Below are 12,309 nucleotides of genomic sequence, written 5' to 3'. Positions count from 1 at the left end.
CCCGCGTGACCGAATCCGATCCGCCGCCCTTCTACGCCGCACACGTCTTCGTCTGCACCAATCGGCGGCCCGACACCCACCCGCGCGGTTGCTGTGCGGCGCGCGGGTCCGAGAAGCTGCGCGATTACATGAAAGCACGGGCCAAGGAGCTAAAGATCCCTGACATCCGAGTGAACACGGCGGGGTGTCTGGAACGCTGCGAATTCGGGCCGGCGATCGTGATCTACCCAAACGGCGTCTGGTATCGGCCGAGGACGATCGAGGATGTGGAGGAAATCCTCCAGGTACACATCATCGGCGGAGGTCGCGTGCGCCGCCTGATGCTCACCGAAAGAGACGTGCTGCCGCCCAAGGAATGACGGCAGTGTTTCACGTGGAACATCCATGACCGCGACGGACACCATCTTCGCACTGGCCAGCGGCGCCGGTCGTGCGGCCGTGGCGGTGCTCCGGCTGTCGGGGCCACGATCGGCCGACATCCTTGCCACGCTCGCGGGCCGCCTGCCGCAGCCCCGGATGGCGAGCCTGCGGCGACTTCGTGCGCCGGGAAGCGGAGAACAGCTCGATCAGGCCCTTGTGCTCTGGTTCCCGGGACCAGCATCCTACACTGGAGAAGACTGCGGCGAACTACACCTCCATGGCGGGCCGGCGGTGGTCACGGCGGTCGGGACAGCGCTGGCGGCACTCGGCGCCCGACCCGCCGAGCCCGGTGAATTCACCCGGCGCGCCTTCCTTAATGCCCGGATGGATCTGACGGCGGCAGAGGGCGTCGCCGACCTGATCGATGCGGAGACCGACGCCCAGCGCCGCCAGGCGCTGCGGCAGGCTGACGGGGCGCTCGCCGCACTGTATGGCGGCTGGGCCGACCGCTTGACCAAGCTGCTCGCGCATCAGGAAGCCGCCATCGAATTCGCCGAGGATGACTTGCCGACCGACCTCGGCAACCGCGCGCGCGAGGGCGCGGCGAGACTGGGTGCGGAGATTGCCGTCCATCTCGCCGATGGCGGGCGCGGTGAACGCCTCCGCGACGGGCTGATGGTCGCCATCCTCGGGGCGCCGAATGCGGGAAAATCCTCCCTGCTGAATGCCCTGGCGGGGCGAGAGGCCGCGATCGTGTCGGCGCGGGCCGGCACGACGCGGGACGTGGTGGAGGTGCGACTGATCCTCGCCGGCGTGCCGGTCACACTCGCCGACACAGCCGGCCTGCGGGAGGCGGCAGACGAGATCGAGGAGGAGGGCATTCGCCGGGCCCGCCGCAAAGCCAAGGAGGCCGATCTCGTGCTTACAGTCTTCGCGGCGGATGTACCACCCGACGAGGGCACGCTCGCCTGGGTACGGCCGGGCGCCATGGTGCTCGCGAACAAGGCGGATCTGGCGCCAGCACCGGCGATGATTGGCGGCGTGGTGCCACTAGCCATTTCCGCACGGAGCGGGGAGGGGCTGGATACCTTGCGCGCCAGCCTCGCCGAGGCAGCCGCGCGGCTCGCCGGCGTCGGCGATGCGGCCCTGCTGACGCGCCCACGCCATCGTGCCGCGCTGACCGAGGCCGCAGCCTGGTTGACTGAAGCCGCCGCAGCGCCCCTACCGGAGCTCACCTCCGAGGCGCTGCGTGCCGCCTTGCGTGCGCTCGGCCGACTGACCGGCCGCGTGGGCGTCGAGGAGGTCCTCGATGTCGTCTTCCGCGATTTCTGCATCGGCAAGTGACGGCGCCGTCCGCCTCTGCGCGGGCAGAAACTGGGGAGAGGGCGGAGATGAGCTGGAGTTCTCTCCCCCGCTAACGACTTCTCCCCTATATCCCCGCCCATGGATGGCATTTTCGACGTGATCGTGGTTGGCGGCGGCCATGCCGGCTGCGAGGCCGCAGCCGCGGCCGCGCGCTGCGGCGCCAGCACGCTGCTTCTGACGCACAAGCGCGAGACCCTGGGCGAAATGTCCTGCAACCCGGCCATCGGCGGCGTGGGGAAGGGGCATCTGGTGCGGGAGGTGGACGCGCTGGACGGCATCATGGCGCGCGCGGCCGATGCAGCGGCGATCCATGTGAAAATGCTGAACCGCTCCAAGGGCCCGGCCGTCCGCGGCCCGCGCGCGCAGGCTGACCGGCGACTGTACCGCCAGGCAGTGCAGGCGCTGCTCGACGCGCAGGACGGGCTGACAATCATTGCCGCCGCCGCAGAGGATATCGAACTGGCCGCCGACGGTGGCATCGCCGCGATCGTCACCGGCGATGGCCGCCGTTTCGGCTGTGGCGCCCTGGTGGTGACGACCGGTACGTTCCTGCGCGGCGAGATCCACATCGGCGAAACCCGCATCCCGGCCGGCCGGGTGGGCGATGCCCCGGCCGTGGGCCTCGCGCTCGCCTTCGAGCGGATGGGCCTGCCGCTGGCACGCCTGAAGACCGGCACCCCGCCGCGCCTCGACGGTCGCACCATCGCTTGGGACGTCCTTGAGGCTCAGCCCGGCGACGACCCGCCTGAGCCGCTGTCTTGGATGACCGAACGGATCACCAACCGTCAGGTTGTCTGTGGCATCACCGCGACCACGCTCGCGACCCACGACCTGATCCGTGCCAATCTGCACCAGAGCGCCGTCTACGGTGGCCGAATCCAGGGGGTCGGGCCGCGCTACTGCCCATCCATTGAGGACAAGGTCGTCCGCTTCGCCGATCGGGAGCGCCACCAGATCTTCCTGGAGCCGGAAGGCCTGGACGACGATACGGTCTACCCCAACGGCATCTCGACCAGTCTGCCCGAGGCGGTACAGGCCGCGATGATCGCCTCGATCCCTGGCCTGGAGCGAGCGCGCATCCTGCGCGCCGGCTACGCCATCGAATACGACCATGTCGATCCGCGCGCCCTGACCCCGGCCCTCGAACTTCGCGCGGTGCCGCGGCTCTTCCTCGCCGGACAGATCAACGGCACAACAGGGTATGAGGAAGCCGCCGCCCAAGGACTCATGGCCGGCGTGAATGCGGCGCAGCGGGCCTCAGGCGCGACACCAGACCGGGTGCTGACACGCGGCGAAGCCTATGTCGGTGTGCTGGTGGATGATCTGGTCCTGCATGGAGTTTCCGAGCCCTACCGCATGCTGACGGCCCGGGCCGAGCACCGGTTGGTACTGCGGGCTGACAATGCCGGACTGCGCCTGACGGACAAGGGCACCGCCTGGGGATGTGTCGGGCCGGAGCGAGCCGCACGTCACCGCGCCTTCGCAGTCGCCCTGGCCGAAGCCCTCGACCGCGCGCGCGCCGACGGCGCGACGCCCGGGGCATTGGCCGCCGCTGACATCCCGGTGAACCAGGATGGCAAGCGTCGATCGGTCCTCGAAATCCTCGCGCTGCCCGGGTTGGACAGCGCGGCGGTCGACGCGGCCTTTCCTTGGCTGCGCGATCTGCCGCCAGCGCTCCGCTCGCAGCTTGAGGCAGAGGCGCTCTATGCCCCCTACCTGCGCCGTCAGGAAGCGGAGATGCGTCTGCTGGAGCGCGAGGAGCGCACCCACATCCCTGATGGCCTCGACTTCGCGGCCATCCCTGGCCTGTCTTCGGAGATGCGTCAGCGCTTGGCCGCTGCGCGCCCGGCGACCCTGGGCTCGGCCGGCCGTTTGCCCGGTATTACCCCGGCCGCGATCGCCGCCCTGGCCGTGGCGCTGCGGCGGGACGGGACACGTTCCACGTGAAACACCCCATCCCGGAGCTGGAACCGGACGCCGGGCGTAACACCCGGCTCGCCGCTTATCGTGACCTGCTGCTGCGATGGAATGCGACCATCAATCTGGTCTCGGCCAAAACAGCGGACGATATCGACCGTCGCCACATCGCCGACAGCCTGCAAATCGTTCCCCTGCTGCCACCGGATGGCGCGATTGCGGATCTCGGCTCGGGCGGTGGCCTGCCCGGCATCGTCATCGCCGCCGCATTGCCCGAACGGGAGGTGCATCTGGTCGAGTCGGATCGCCGCAAAGCAGCCTTCCTGATCGAAGTCGCCGGCACGTTGAAACTCTCCCATGTGAAGATCCACGCCCAGCGCATCGAACAAGCAACACTCCCGCCGATCGCCGCGCTCACGGCCCGCGCCCTCGCGCCGGTCGATGTCCTGCTGGGATTCTCAGCCCGATTCCTCGCTCAGGACGGCGTCGCAGTCCTGCCGAAAGGCCGCACGGCCGAGCAGGAGTTGACGAGCGCATCCACGCGCTGGCACTTCACAGCCGAGCGGTTCGAAAGCCGCACGGACCCCGAGGCCACCATCCTTCGCCTGAGCGAGATCCGCCGTGCCAGCGACGCCTGACCGCCCCTTGCGCATCATCGCCCTCGCCAACCAGAAGGGGGGCGTCGGCAAGACCACGACCGCGATCAATCTCGCCACAGCGCTCGCGGCCACCAAGCGCCGGGTGCTGCTGATCGATATCGACCCACAGGGCAATGCCTCGACCGGCCTCGGCATCGCACGCCAAGACCGTGGCGCGGGGTCCTACGCGCTCCTCACCGGCGAAAAGCCGCTGCGCGACCTGCTCCGCCCCACCAAGATCCCGAATCTCACCCTGCTGCCCGCCGACCCGGAACTCGCCGGCGCCGAGATCGAACTCGTCAGCCTCGACAATCGGGAACGCCGGCTGCGCGACGCCCTCGAATCCCAACGCGAGGCCCTCAACGGCACTGAGATCATCCTGATCGACTGCCCACCCTCGCTCGGCCTGCTGACTCTCAATGCGCTGGTCGCCTCGGACTCCGTGCTGGTGCCATTGCAGACAGAGTTCTTCGCGCTCGAAGGTGTCTCCCAGATCACCCGCACCGTCGAACGGGTGAAACGTGCCCTGAACCCGCGTCTCGACCTGGAAGGCATCGTCCTGACCATGTTCGACAAGCGTAACAATCTCTCCGAGCTCGTCGCCGCCGATGTGCGCGCCTTCTTCGGACCCAAGGTCTACAGCACCGTCATTCCGCGCAATGTGCGCATCAGCGAGGCCCCGTCCCACGGGCTGCCCGTCATCCTCTACGACCACAGATCAGCCGGCGCGCAGGCCTATATCGACCTCGCCGCCGAGCTCCTGAAGCGCGAACGCCGCGCCCGAAAGTCCGCCGCATGAAGAAGCCGATGCGCCTCGGCATGGGTCTGTCCGCCTTGATGGGCGACAACCAGCCCCCGCCACCCGCCACCACCCCCGGCGGCGCCCCCCGCACCCTGCCGATCGAGGCCCTGGAACCCAGCCCTTTCCAGGCCCGCGCCACACCCGATCCCGCCGCGCTCGCCGAGCTCGCCGCGTCCATCGAGGAACACGGCATCCTCCAGCCCATCCTGGTGCGCCCGAAGCCCGGCACGCCGGGCCATTTCCAGATTCTCGGCGGCGAGCGCCGCTGGCGCGCCGCCCAACAGGCGAAGCTGCACGACGTCCCGGTCGTCATCCGCGACCTCGACGATCGCGCCGCCATGGCCGCCGGCTTGGTCGAGAACCTCCAGCGCGAGGATCTCAACGCCCTCGAGGAAGCCGAAGGCTACGCACGCCTCCTCAGCGAATTCGGCCTGAAACAGGAAGGTCTCGGCCAGGCGGTCGGCAAGTCGCGTAGCCATGTCGCCAACACGCTGCGCCTGCTGAACTTGCCCCCGCGCGTGCGGGAAATGTTGCGCGGCGGCGCGCTCTCGGCCGGCCACGCCCGCGCACTGCTGGGTGCCGACGACCCCGAGCGCCTCGCAGGCATGGTCGTGGTGCGGGGCCTGTCCGTGCGCCAGACCGAGGCCCTCGCGGCGGCCACCCCGCGCGATCCCAGTACCCGCCGGGCGGCGAAGCAGGACCCGGACATTGCCGCGCTGGAGCGCCGGCTGACGGAACGGCTGGGACTCAAGGTCGGCATCAAGGCGGCCGGCAAGGGTGGGCAGGTGACCATCAACTACCGGGATCTCGATCAGCTCGATGGGGTGCTGCGGCTGCTCGATCCGGATATGGCGTAACGAGGGGGCGCCGCCCCCTCGAACTCCCCTGCCAGGAAACTCAGTTTCCTGGACCTTCGGTCTATTGGGCTGTCACACCCAGGTCAGCCGCCTGAAGCACGTGGAAGCCGCCGGCTCATCCCCGCGCCTGCGAGGAACGCAACGGGCGCCCCTCGAACTGACCGCCGTTCAGCGGTTCATCCCCGCGCCTGCGGGGAACGCACGCAGCGCGGAGACACGGACGCATCCGCGAACGGTTCATCCCCGCGCCTGCGGGGAACGCCAGGGAAGGCAGTCCCGATGCCAACCATCCTGCGGTTCATCCCCGCGCCTGCGGGGAACGCAATCTGACCCTCGACTGGATCTATCGAGGCGTCGGTTCATCCCCGCGCCTGCGGGGAACGCTCTTCCTGCAGAGCATTGATCTAGCGAGCAGATTCACCTGTCAACGATCCCACCGCCCGGAACGCCTGTTCCGACGCGATCAGCGACCCCGGCGCCGATACTCTACCGCCATCGGCCCCGGCTCCGTCGGCAACGCTGCGTCCGGCCCAAACGCTACCGGCCGCAGCCCATCCATATTCCCCCGGCACGCGGCAGTTCTTCCCGCAGGTACCGAACTGGACCCCGCCTCGGCCGGCGCGGCCCAGGCGATCACAGCGTTGCCGTGCTCGCTATACACTGTCACCTGGCACCAGATCATCTCGCACACGCGCCGGCCGCGGGTCCCAACATGGACCCCGGCTCGCACCTCCAGCAGCAAGGTCGTCGCCCACAAATCGGGATCCAAGGGCCGTGGGCCCTTGGCGGGTCCAGGGCGGAGCCCTGGCGGGGTCCGGGGCAGCGCCCCGGCCTGTCTCACCCGCGTTTCGCCCGCACCGCCTGACGCGCCAACCCCATCACCGCCGCCCGCGCCACCGTGGCGTCGGGCATTCCGGTTGTCTTGGTCAGCCGCTCCGCCTCCAGCAACGCGGCCCCGGCCGCCGCCAGCATCTCGGGCCGCCACAGCCGCAGTGCGCGCTCGAACGCCGGACGAGTCTTGAAGAACACCGGCGGTCGCAATCCTTCCACCGCATCCTTCGCCGAGGCGCCTCGCGCCACCGCGGCCGCCGCCACTTCCAGCCGCTGCACATGTCGCAGGGCGGCGCGCACAACCTGGACCGCCGCGGCACCTTCGGCAAAGGCCGCATCCAGCGCGGCGTCCGCGCGCGGTGCATCGCCCTCGGTCGCGGCCAGCAGCGCGGCATCGAGATCCAGCGCCGACCCTTCGGACAGGGAGGCCAATGCATCGTCCTCCGTCACCCGCCCGCCGGCACCGACAAAAAGGGCGAGTTTCTCGCATTCCCGGCGCATCACCAGCCGGTCCTCGCCGAGGCGCTGCGCCATCCAGGCCAGGGCCGCGGGGTCCGCGGTGACACCGAAGTCACGCAAGACGGCGCCGATGGACGCCTCAAGCGCCGCGCCGGTTTCGACGTAGCAGGCGATCACCGCCGCTTCCGGCCCAGCCTTCTCCAGCGCCGCCCGTAGCCCCTTGCGTCCATCGAGCGCCCCGGCCTCGAGCAGCACGATCCCGGGGCCTTGACCTGCCAGCACCGCCTTGGCGCCATTGGCTAGGCCATCCGTCGCATCCCGCACGCGCACCAGGCGACGCCCGCCTGTCAGCGCGGGCGTCGCGGCTTCAGCCGCCAGCAGCGTTGCATCCTTCGCCGCCACATCGCGCGTGATGTCGACCAGCCGGAAAGGATCGTCCCCGGCAACAGCGCGTGCGAGTGCGTCGCCGCGTTCGCGCACGAGCCCGCCATCCTCGCCGAAAATCAGCACCACCCGCACTGCGCCGGGATCAGCCAGGAAGGCCTGCAGCCGCCGGGCATCGAGCTTCGCCATGACGGCGCTCAGCCTGCCTGGGGTGGACCGGCCTCGAAGCGCGCGGCCAGGCGCTGGACGATGTCCTCCGCGAGCTGATCCACAAGCCGCCGCTCCGCCGCGTCCCGCGAGGCGTCGGCGGCGAAGAACTGGTTCTCAGGGACATTGTAGGCATCGAAGGCACGCGCCATGCCCTGGGCGACCAGACGCGGCGCCGCGCCGCTGTCATAGAGGTACCAGTTCGCCGTGGCCGTGATGCGCACACGGCTCGGTGTGCCATCGCGTTCGAAGCCCTGCACTTCGATGCCGTAGCCGAGACCGACGCGCAAATCATATCGCGAGGCGACGCCTTCCCCGCCCAGGCGCTGCTCCAGACTGCGGCGCAGCAGCTGCCCGTTGCGCTCATTGATCAGCCCGACGCGCACGGTTTCGAGGCCCGAGGTCGCCTGACCGCTTGGCCGCGGGCCATAGAGCGGGCGGAAGCCGCAACCGGCCAGCGCGAAGGCCGGCAGCGCAAGGATGGCGCGCCTAGACGACAAGGTTCACCACCCTCCCGGGGACATGGATGCGCTTGCGGATCAGCTTGCCGGCGATGGCGCGCTGCACGTTCTCCTCGGCTTCGGCCGCGGCGAAGATGGTCTCCTCGCTCGCACCCACCGGGACCTCGATGGTCGCGCGCAGCTTGCCCAGCACCTGCACAGCGAGCGTGATGCTCTCCGCCTTCAGCAGCGCCGGATCGGCCTCGGGCCAAGTCATTTGCGCCACCAGGGCTGTCTCGCCGGGGCGCAGCATCGACCAGCACTCCTCGGCCAGATGCGGCATCATCGGCGCCGACAAGCGTGCCAGCATCTCCAGCGCCTCGCGCTTCGCCCCACCCGGGGCGTCCTTCGCCGCTTCGATCGCATTGGCGAATTCATACAGACGCGCCACCGCGACGTTGAAGGCGAAAGTCTCCAACGCCTCGGTCACCGTCGCGATGGTGCGGTGCGTGGCGCGGCGCAACGCCTTGCCCTCGGCTTCCGGTGCCGTGCCCGCGGGCGGCAGCGCCGGCATCGCATTCTCCACCATCCGAAACACGCGCTGGGTGAAGCGGTAGGCGCCGGCAACGCCGGATTCCGTCCATTCCATGTCACGGTCGGGCGGGTTGTCCGACAGGATGAACCAACGCGCTGTATCCGCTCCGTATTTCGCGATGATCGCGCCGGGATCGACGGTGTTGCGCTTGGACTTCGACATGGCCTCGACACGGCCGATGGTCACGGTCTCGTTACCGCCTTTCACCACCGCCGTGCGCGTGCCGTCAGTCGCCACGGAGAAGTCGACTTCTTCCGGGTAGAGCCAGCGCCCATCAGCACCTTTGTAGCTCTCATGCTGCACCATCCCCTGGGTGAACAGCCCGGCGAAGGGTTCCTCCACCGACAGGTGCCCCGTCTCCTTCATCGCGCGCGAGAAGAAGCGCGAATAGAGCAGGTGCAGGATCGCATGCTCGATGCCGCCGATATACTGGTCCACCGGCAGCCAGGCATCGACGGCCGCCTTGGTCACCGGCACCGCGGCGCGCGGTGAGCAGAAGCGCGCGAAGTACCAGGACGAATCCACGAAGGTGTCGCAGGTATCGGTCTCGCGTCGCGCCGGCTTGCCGCAGGACGGGCAGGCGACGTGCTTCCACGTCGGATGGTTGTCGAGCGGATTACCCGGCTTCGAGAAATCCACATCCTCAGGCAGCCGCACCGGGAGCTGATCGTCGGGCACCGGCTGCACGCCGCAATCGTCGCAGTGGATGAAGGGGATCGGGCAGCCCCAGTAGCGCTGGCGGGACACGCCCCAGTCGCGCAGGCGCCAGTTCACCACGCCGTTGCCGACACCGAGCGTCTCCAGCTCCGCGATCGCGCGCCGCTTCGACGCGGCGACGTCGAGCCCGTCGAGGAAGCCCGAATTGAACGCCGTGCCGTCATCGGTGAAGGCCTCGTTCGCCACGGCGAAGGTGGCGGCATCCGCGCCCTTCGGCAGCACGACGGGCGTCACCGACAGGTCGTACTTCCGCGCGAAATCCAGGTCGCGCTGGTCATGCGCCGGGCAGCCGAAGATTGCGCCCGTGCCGTATTCCATCAGCACGAAATTCGCGATCCAGACCGGGTATTCCTCGCCCGTGAAGGGATGCTTCACGCGGAAGCCGGTATCGTAACCCTTCTTCTCGGCCTGCTCGATCACCGCTTCCGAGGTGCCCATGCTGCGGCATTCGGCGACGAACTCCGCGGCCTTCGCGTCGCGCGCGGCCGCCGCGGCGGCAATCGGATGCTCGGCCGCGACCGCCAGGAAGGACATGCCGAACAGCGTGTCCGGCCGGGTGGTGAAGACCTCCACCTCGGTCATGTCCTCGACCGGCTGGGCGAGGGCGAAGCGCACCCGCGCGCCCTCGCTGCGGCCGATCCAGTTGGACTGCATCAGCTTCACGCGCTCGGGCCAGCGGTCGAGGCCGCCCAGCGCCTCCAGCAGCTCCGGCGCGAACTTCGTGATGGCGAGGAACCACTGGGAGAGCTTTTTCTTCTCGACCAGTGCCCCGGAGCGCCAGCCGCGCCCGTCGATCACCTGCTCATTGGCCAGCACGGTGCCGTCCACCGGATCCCAGTTCACCCAGGATTCCTTGCGCTCGACCAGGCCCGCCTTCCAGAAGTCGAGCAGCAGCTTTTGCTGCTGGCCGTAGTATTCCGGATCGCAGGTGGCGAATTCGCGCGCCCATTCCAGCGACAGCCCCATGCGCTTCAGCTCATCGCGCATGTTGGCGATGTTCGCGTAGGTCCACTTCGCCGGATGCGTGCCGCGCTCGCGCGCCGCGTTTTCCGCCGGCAGCCCGAAGGCGTCCCAGCCCATCGGATGCATCACCAGATGCCCGCGCGCGCGCTTGTAGCGTGCGACCACGTCGCCCAGCGTGTAGTTGCGCACATGCCCCATGTGGATCTTGCCGCTGGGGTAGGGAAACATCTCAAGCACATAGTACTTGGCTGCCCCGGCCGGCGGCACGTCCGGCACCGCGAAGCAGGCCTGGTCGTCCCAGGCCTTCTGCCAGCGAGGCTCGGCGGCCCGGAAGTCGTAGCGGGGGGCCGCCTTGTCGGGGGATGCGATGCTGTCGTTCATTGCGCGCGCGCGTCTCGTGCCATGCGGGGCGAAAGGGAGACGGATGCATAAGCGCTGGCGCGCCGGATTCCTAGGGTTGGCGCTCACGGCCTGGCCGTGGGCAGCCCCGGCGCGGGCGCAGGACCCGAACACGGACTTCGCGGCCTACCGCGCCCTGTTCTCGGTCGCGACCCTCGGCCCCGCCCGCGGTACGAGCACCGTGACCGGCTTCACCCTGCATTATCGCGGTGCCATGCCCCATGCCGCCTTCGCCCTGGCCACCACGCCGGATGGCCGGTCCACCTGGCGTTTCGTCGGCGGCGGCCAGTCGGAGCAGGCGACCCGAGACGCGCTGCAGACGGCCTGCGACCGTGACGCCGCTTCCGCCCTCGGCCCGGGCAACAGCTGCCATGTCCTTGCCATCGACGGCACCGTGCCTGCCCGTCCCGGCGCTCCCTTCCAACCCGCCGAACGCCATATCGGCCCCTTCCGCACCGCCCCGTTGATGTTCCGCCACGGCCCGCAGGCCGCCGAGGGCGTCGTTATCTGGTCCCACGGCTATGGCGGCCCCACGGTCGACCAGCGCCGGCGCAGCGCTCCGGGCGTCCTTGCCCAGTTGAACGATGCCGGCTGGGACGTGATGCGCTTCGACCGCGATCCGGCCGACGATCTGCTCCCCACCGCCACGGCCACCCTGCGCCGTGGCCTGCCCCTGTTGCGGGAGGCCGGCTACCGCCGCATTGTTCTCGCCGGCCAGTCGCGCGGCGCCTGGCAGTCCATCCTGATCGCGGCCGAGCGGCCAGAGCTGATCCACGCTGTCCTCGCCTTCGCCCCTGCCGCCCATGGCGAGGCTTCCCGTCCCAACATCCTGTCCGAGGGCCTCGGCGATTTCCGCCGCCTGCTTGCCGGGCTGCCCGCCGACGGTCCCCGTCTCGCCGCGACCGTCTTCGCCGAGGATCCCTTCGATCCCGATCCGGCGGCCCGCGCGGCAATGCTTGCGGAGTTGGCACGGACCCGCACTGCCCCGACCCTGGCCCTGTTCCCCGAGCCACCCATCCGCGGTCACAATGGCGTAAGCGACTGGCGCTTCACGCGCGGCCAGGGACCGTGCCTCGTCACGCTGGTCCAGGCCCCGGCCGCCGCGGCACCCCGGGGGCTGCGGCGAAATCCATGCGGGGGCGGGTAAACCTCGCTGAAAGGGGCTGACCGGAGAAGGGCTTTGCGCCTCTCCGAACCTTGGCGGCAGTGCCGCCAAGCCCGCCAAAGGCCCATGGCCTTTGGAAACCGTTACTCGGTGCCCGCCAGAACAACGCTTCTGCGATAACGGCGGCACCACGACCGCGGCGTCCAGCGAAGGGCCCGAGGCCCGGCGCGAATGTCGTTATCCTGACGCGACATCCCTGCCAGGGACCAA

General features: G+C 69.4%; 11 protein-coding genes and 1 CRISPR repeat array. Of the genes, 7 read left to right on the top strand and 4 right to left on the bottom strand.

Annotated elements, in window-relative coordinates:
* Positions 1 to 5: 5 nt before the first annotated feature.
* From KPL78_RS15240 to KPL78_RS15215, 6 genes are all read left to right on the top strand, one after another.
* Positions 6 to 359: a (2Fe-2S) ferredoxin domain-containing protein gene (locus tag KPL78_RS15240; protein ID WP_219763838.1), complete on the top strand. Its 354-nt coding sequence runs from the start codon at positions 6 to 8 to the stop codon at positions 357 to 359.
* 25 nt (positions 360 to 384) lie between these two features.
* Positions 385 to 1,704, top strand: coding sequence for a tRNA uridine-5-carboxymethylaminomethyl(34) synthesis GTPase MnmE (gene mnmE / locus KPL78_RS15235; protein ID WP_219763837.1), 1,320 nt, complete (start codon positions 385 to 387; stop codon positions 1,702 to 1,704).
* Positions 1,705 to 1,803: 99 nt separating this feature from the next.
* Positions 1,804 to 3,672, top strand: a complete 1,869-nt coding sequence (gene mnmG, locus KPL78_RS15230; RefSeq protein WP_219763836.1) for a tRNA uridine-5-carboxymethylaminomethyl(34) synthesis enzyme MnmG — start codon at positions 1,804 to 1,806, stop codon at positions 3,670 to 3,672.
* Positions 3,669 to 4,280 carry a 16S rRNA (guanine(527)-N(7))-methyltransferase RsmG gene (gene rsmG, locus KPL78_RS15225; RefSeq protein ID WP_369412764.1) on the top strand — a complete coding sequence of 204 codons (612 nt, stop codon included), beginning with the start codon at positions 3,669 to 3,671 and terminating at the stop codon, positions 4,278 to 4,280. The genes mnmG and rsmG overlap by 4 nt, the downstream gene beginning before the upstream one ends.
* Positions 4,264 to 5,079 (top strand): ParA family protein, encoded by an 816-nt coding sequence (locus KPL78_RS15220; RefSeq protein WP_219763835.1) that lies wholly within the window; start codon positions 4,264 to 4,266, stop codon positions 5,077 to 5,079. Before rsmG ends, KPL78_RS15220 begins: the two co-directional genes overlap by 17 nt.
* Entirely contained in the window at positions 5,076 to 5,939 is an 864-nt protein-coding gene (locus KPL78_RS15215) for a ParB/RepB/Spo0J family partition protein (protein WP_255569038.1), read from the top strand. Before KPL78_RS15220 ends, KPL78_RS15215 begins: the two co-directional genes overlap by 4 nt.
* A gap of 111 nt (positions 5,940 to 6,050) precedes the next feature.
* Positions 6,051 to 6,323: a CRISPR direct-repeat array (repeat unit 29 nt; unit sequence CGGTTCATCCCCGCGCCTGCGGGGAACGC).
* Positions 6,324 to 6,402: 79 nt separating this feature from the next.
* Here the strand turns inward: KPL78_RS15215 and cas2e are convergent.
* From cas2e to leuS, 4 genes are read right to left on the bottom strand one after another with little or no spacing between them, the layout of a single operon-like run.
* Entirely contained in the window at positions 6,403 to 6,780 is a 378-nt protein-coding gene (cas2e, locus tag KPL78_RS15210; protein WP_369412763.1) for a type I-E CRISPR-associated endoribonuclease Cas2e, read from the bottom strand.
* The gene (holA, locus tag KPL78_RS15205) at positions 6,777 to 7,802 is read right to left on the bottom strand and encodes a DNA polymerase III subunit delta (RefSeq protein ID WP_219763833.1); all 1,026 of its coding nucleotides are present in this window, start codon (positions 7,800 to 7,802) and stop codon (positions 6,777 to 6,779) included. Before holA ends, cas2e begins: the two co-directional genes overlap by 4 nt.
* A gap of 8 nt (positions 7,803 to 7,810) precedes the next feature.
* Positions 7,811 to 8,320, bottom strand: coding sequence for an LPS assembly lipoprotein LptE (gene lptE, locus KPL78_RS15200; RefSeq protein ID WP_219763832.1), 510 nt, complete (start codon positions 8,318 to 8,320; stop codon positions 7,811 to 7,813).
* A complete protein-coding gene (gene leuS, locus KPL78_RS15195) occupies positions 8,310 to 10,916 on the bottom strand; it encodes a leucine--tRNA ligase (protein WP_219763831.1) in 2,607 nt (868 codons plus the stop codon). Before leuS ends, lptE begins: the two co-directional genes overlap by 11 nt.
* 43 nt (positions 10,917 to 10,959) lie before the next feature.
* Here leuS and KPL78_RS15190 point away from each other — a divergent pair, with 43 nt between their 5' ends.
* Positions 10,960 to 12,081 carry an alpha/beta hydrolase family protein gene (locus KPL78_RS15190; RefSeq protein ID WP_219763830.1) on the top strand — a complete coding sequence of 374 codons (1,122 nt, stop codon included), beginning with the start codon at positions 10,960 to 10,962 and terminating at the stop codon, positions 12,079 to 12,081.
* Positions 12,082 to 12,309: the final 228 nt, after the last annotated feature.

Origin of the sequence: Roseomonas alba (assembly GCF_019430885.1) — a bacterium.
Lineage (GTDB): Bacteria > Pseudomonadota > Alphaproteobacteria > Acetobacterales > Acetobacteraceae > Neoroseomonas > Neoroseomonas alba.
The sequence above is the reverse complement of the archived record's forward strand: the minus strand, read 5'-3'. Positions and strand labels throughout refer to the sequence as shown.

What these genes read in the sequence shown, in the direction of transcription:
- mnmE (WP_219763837.1), top strand. Translation starts at nt 385, where the DNA reads ATGACCGCGACGGACACCATCTTCGCACTGGCCAGCGGCGCCGGTCGT.
- KPL78_RS15215 (WP_255569038.1), top strand. Translation starts at nt 5,076, where the DNA reads ATGAAGAAGCCGATGCGCCTCGGCATGGGTCTGTCCGCCTTGATGGGC.
- holA (WP_219763833.1), bottom strand. Translation starts at nt 7,802, where the DNA reads ATGGCGAAGCTCGATGCCCGGCGGCTGCAGGCCTTCCTGGCTGATCCC.
- KPL78_RS15190 (WP_219763830.1), top strand. Translation starts at nt 10,960, where the DNA reads ATGCATAAGCGCTGGCGCGCCGGATTCCTAGGGTTGGCGCTCACGGCC.
- mnmG (WP_219763836.1), top strand. Translation starts at nt 1,804, where the DNA reads ATGGATGGCATTTTCGACGTGATCGTGGTTGGCGGCGGCCATGCCGGC.
- leuS (WP_219763831.1), bottom strand. Translation starts at nt 10,916, where the DNA reads ATGAACGACAGCATCGCATCCCCCGACAAGGCGGCCCCCCGCTACGAC.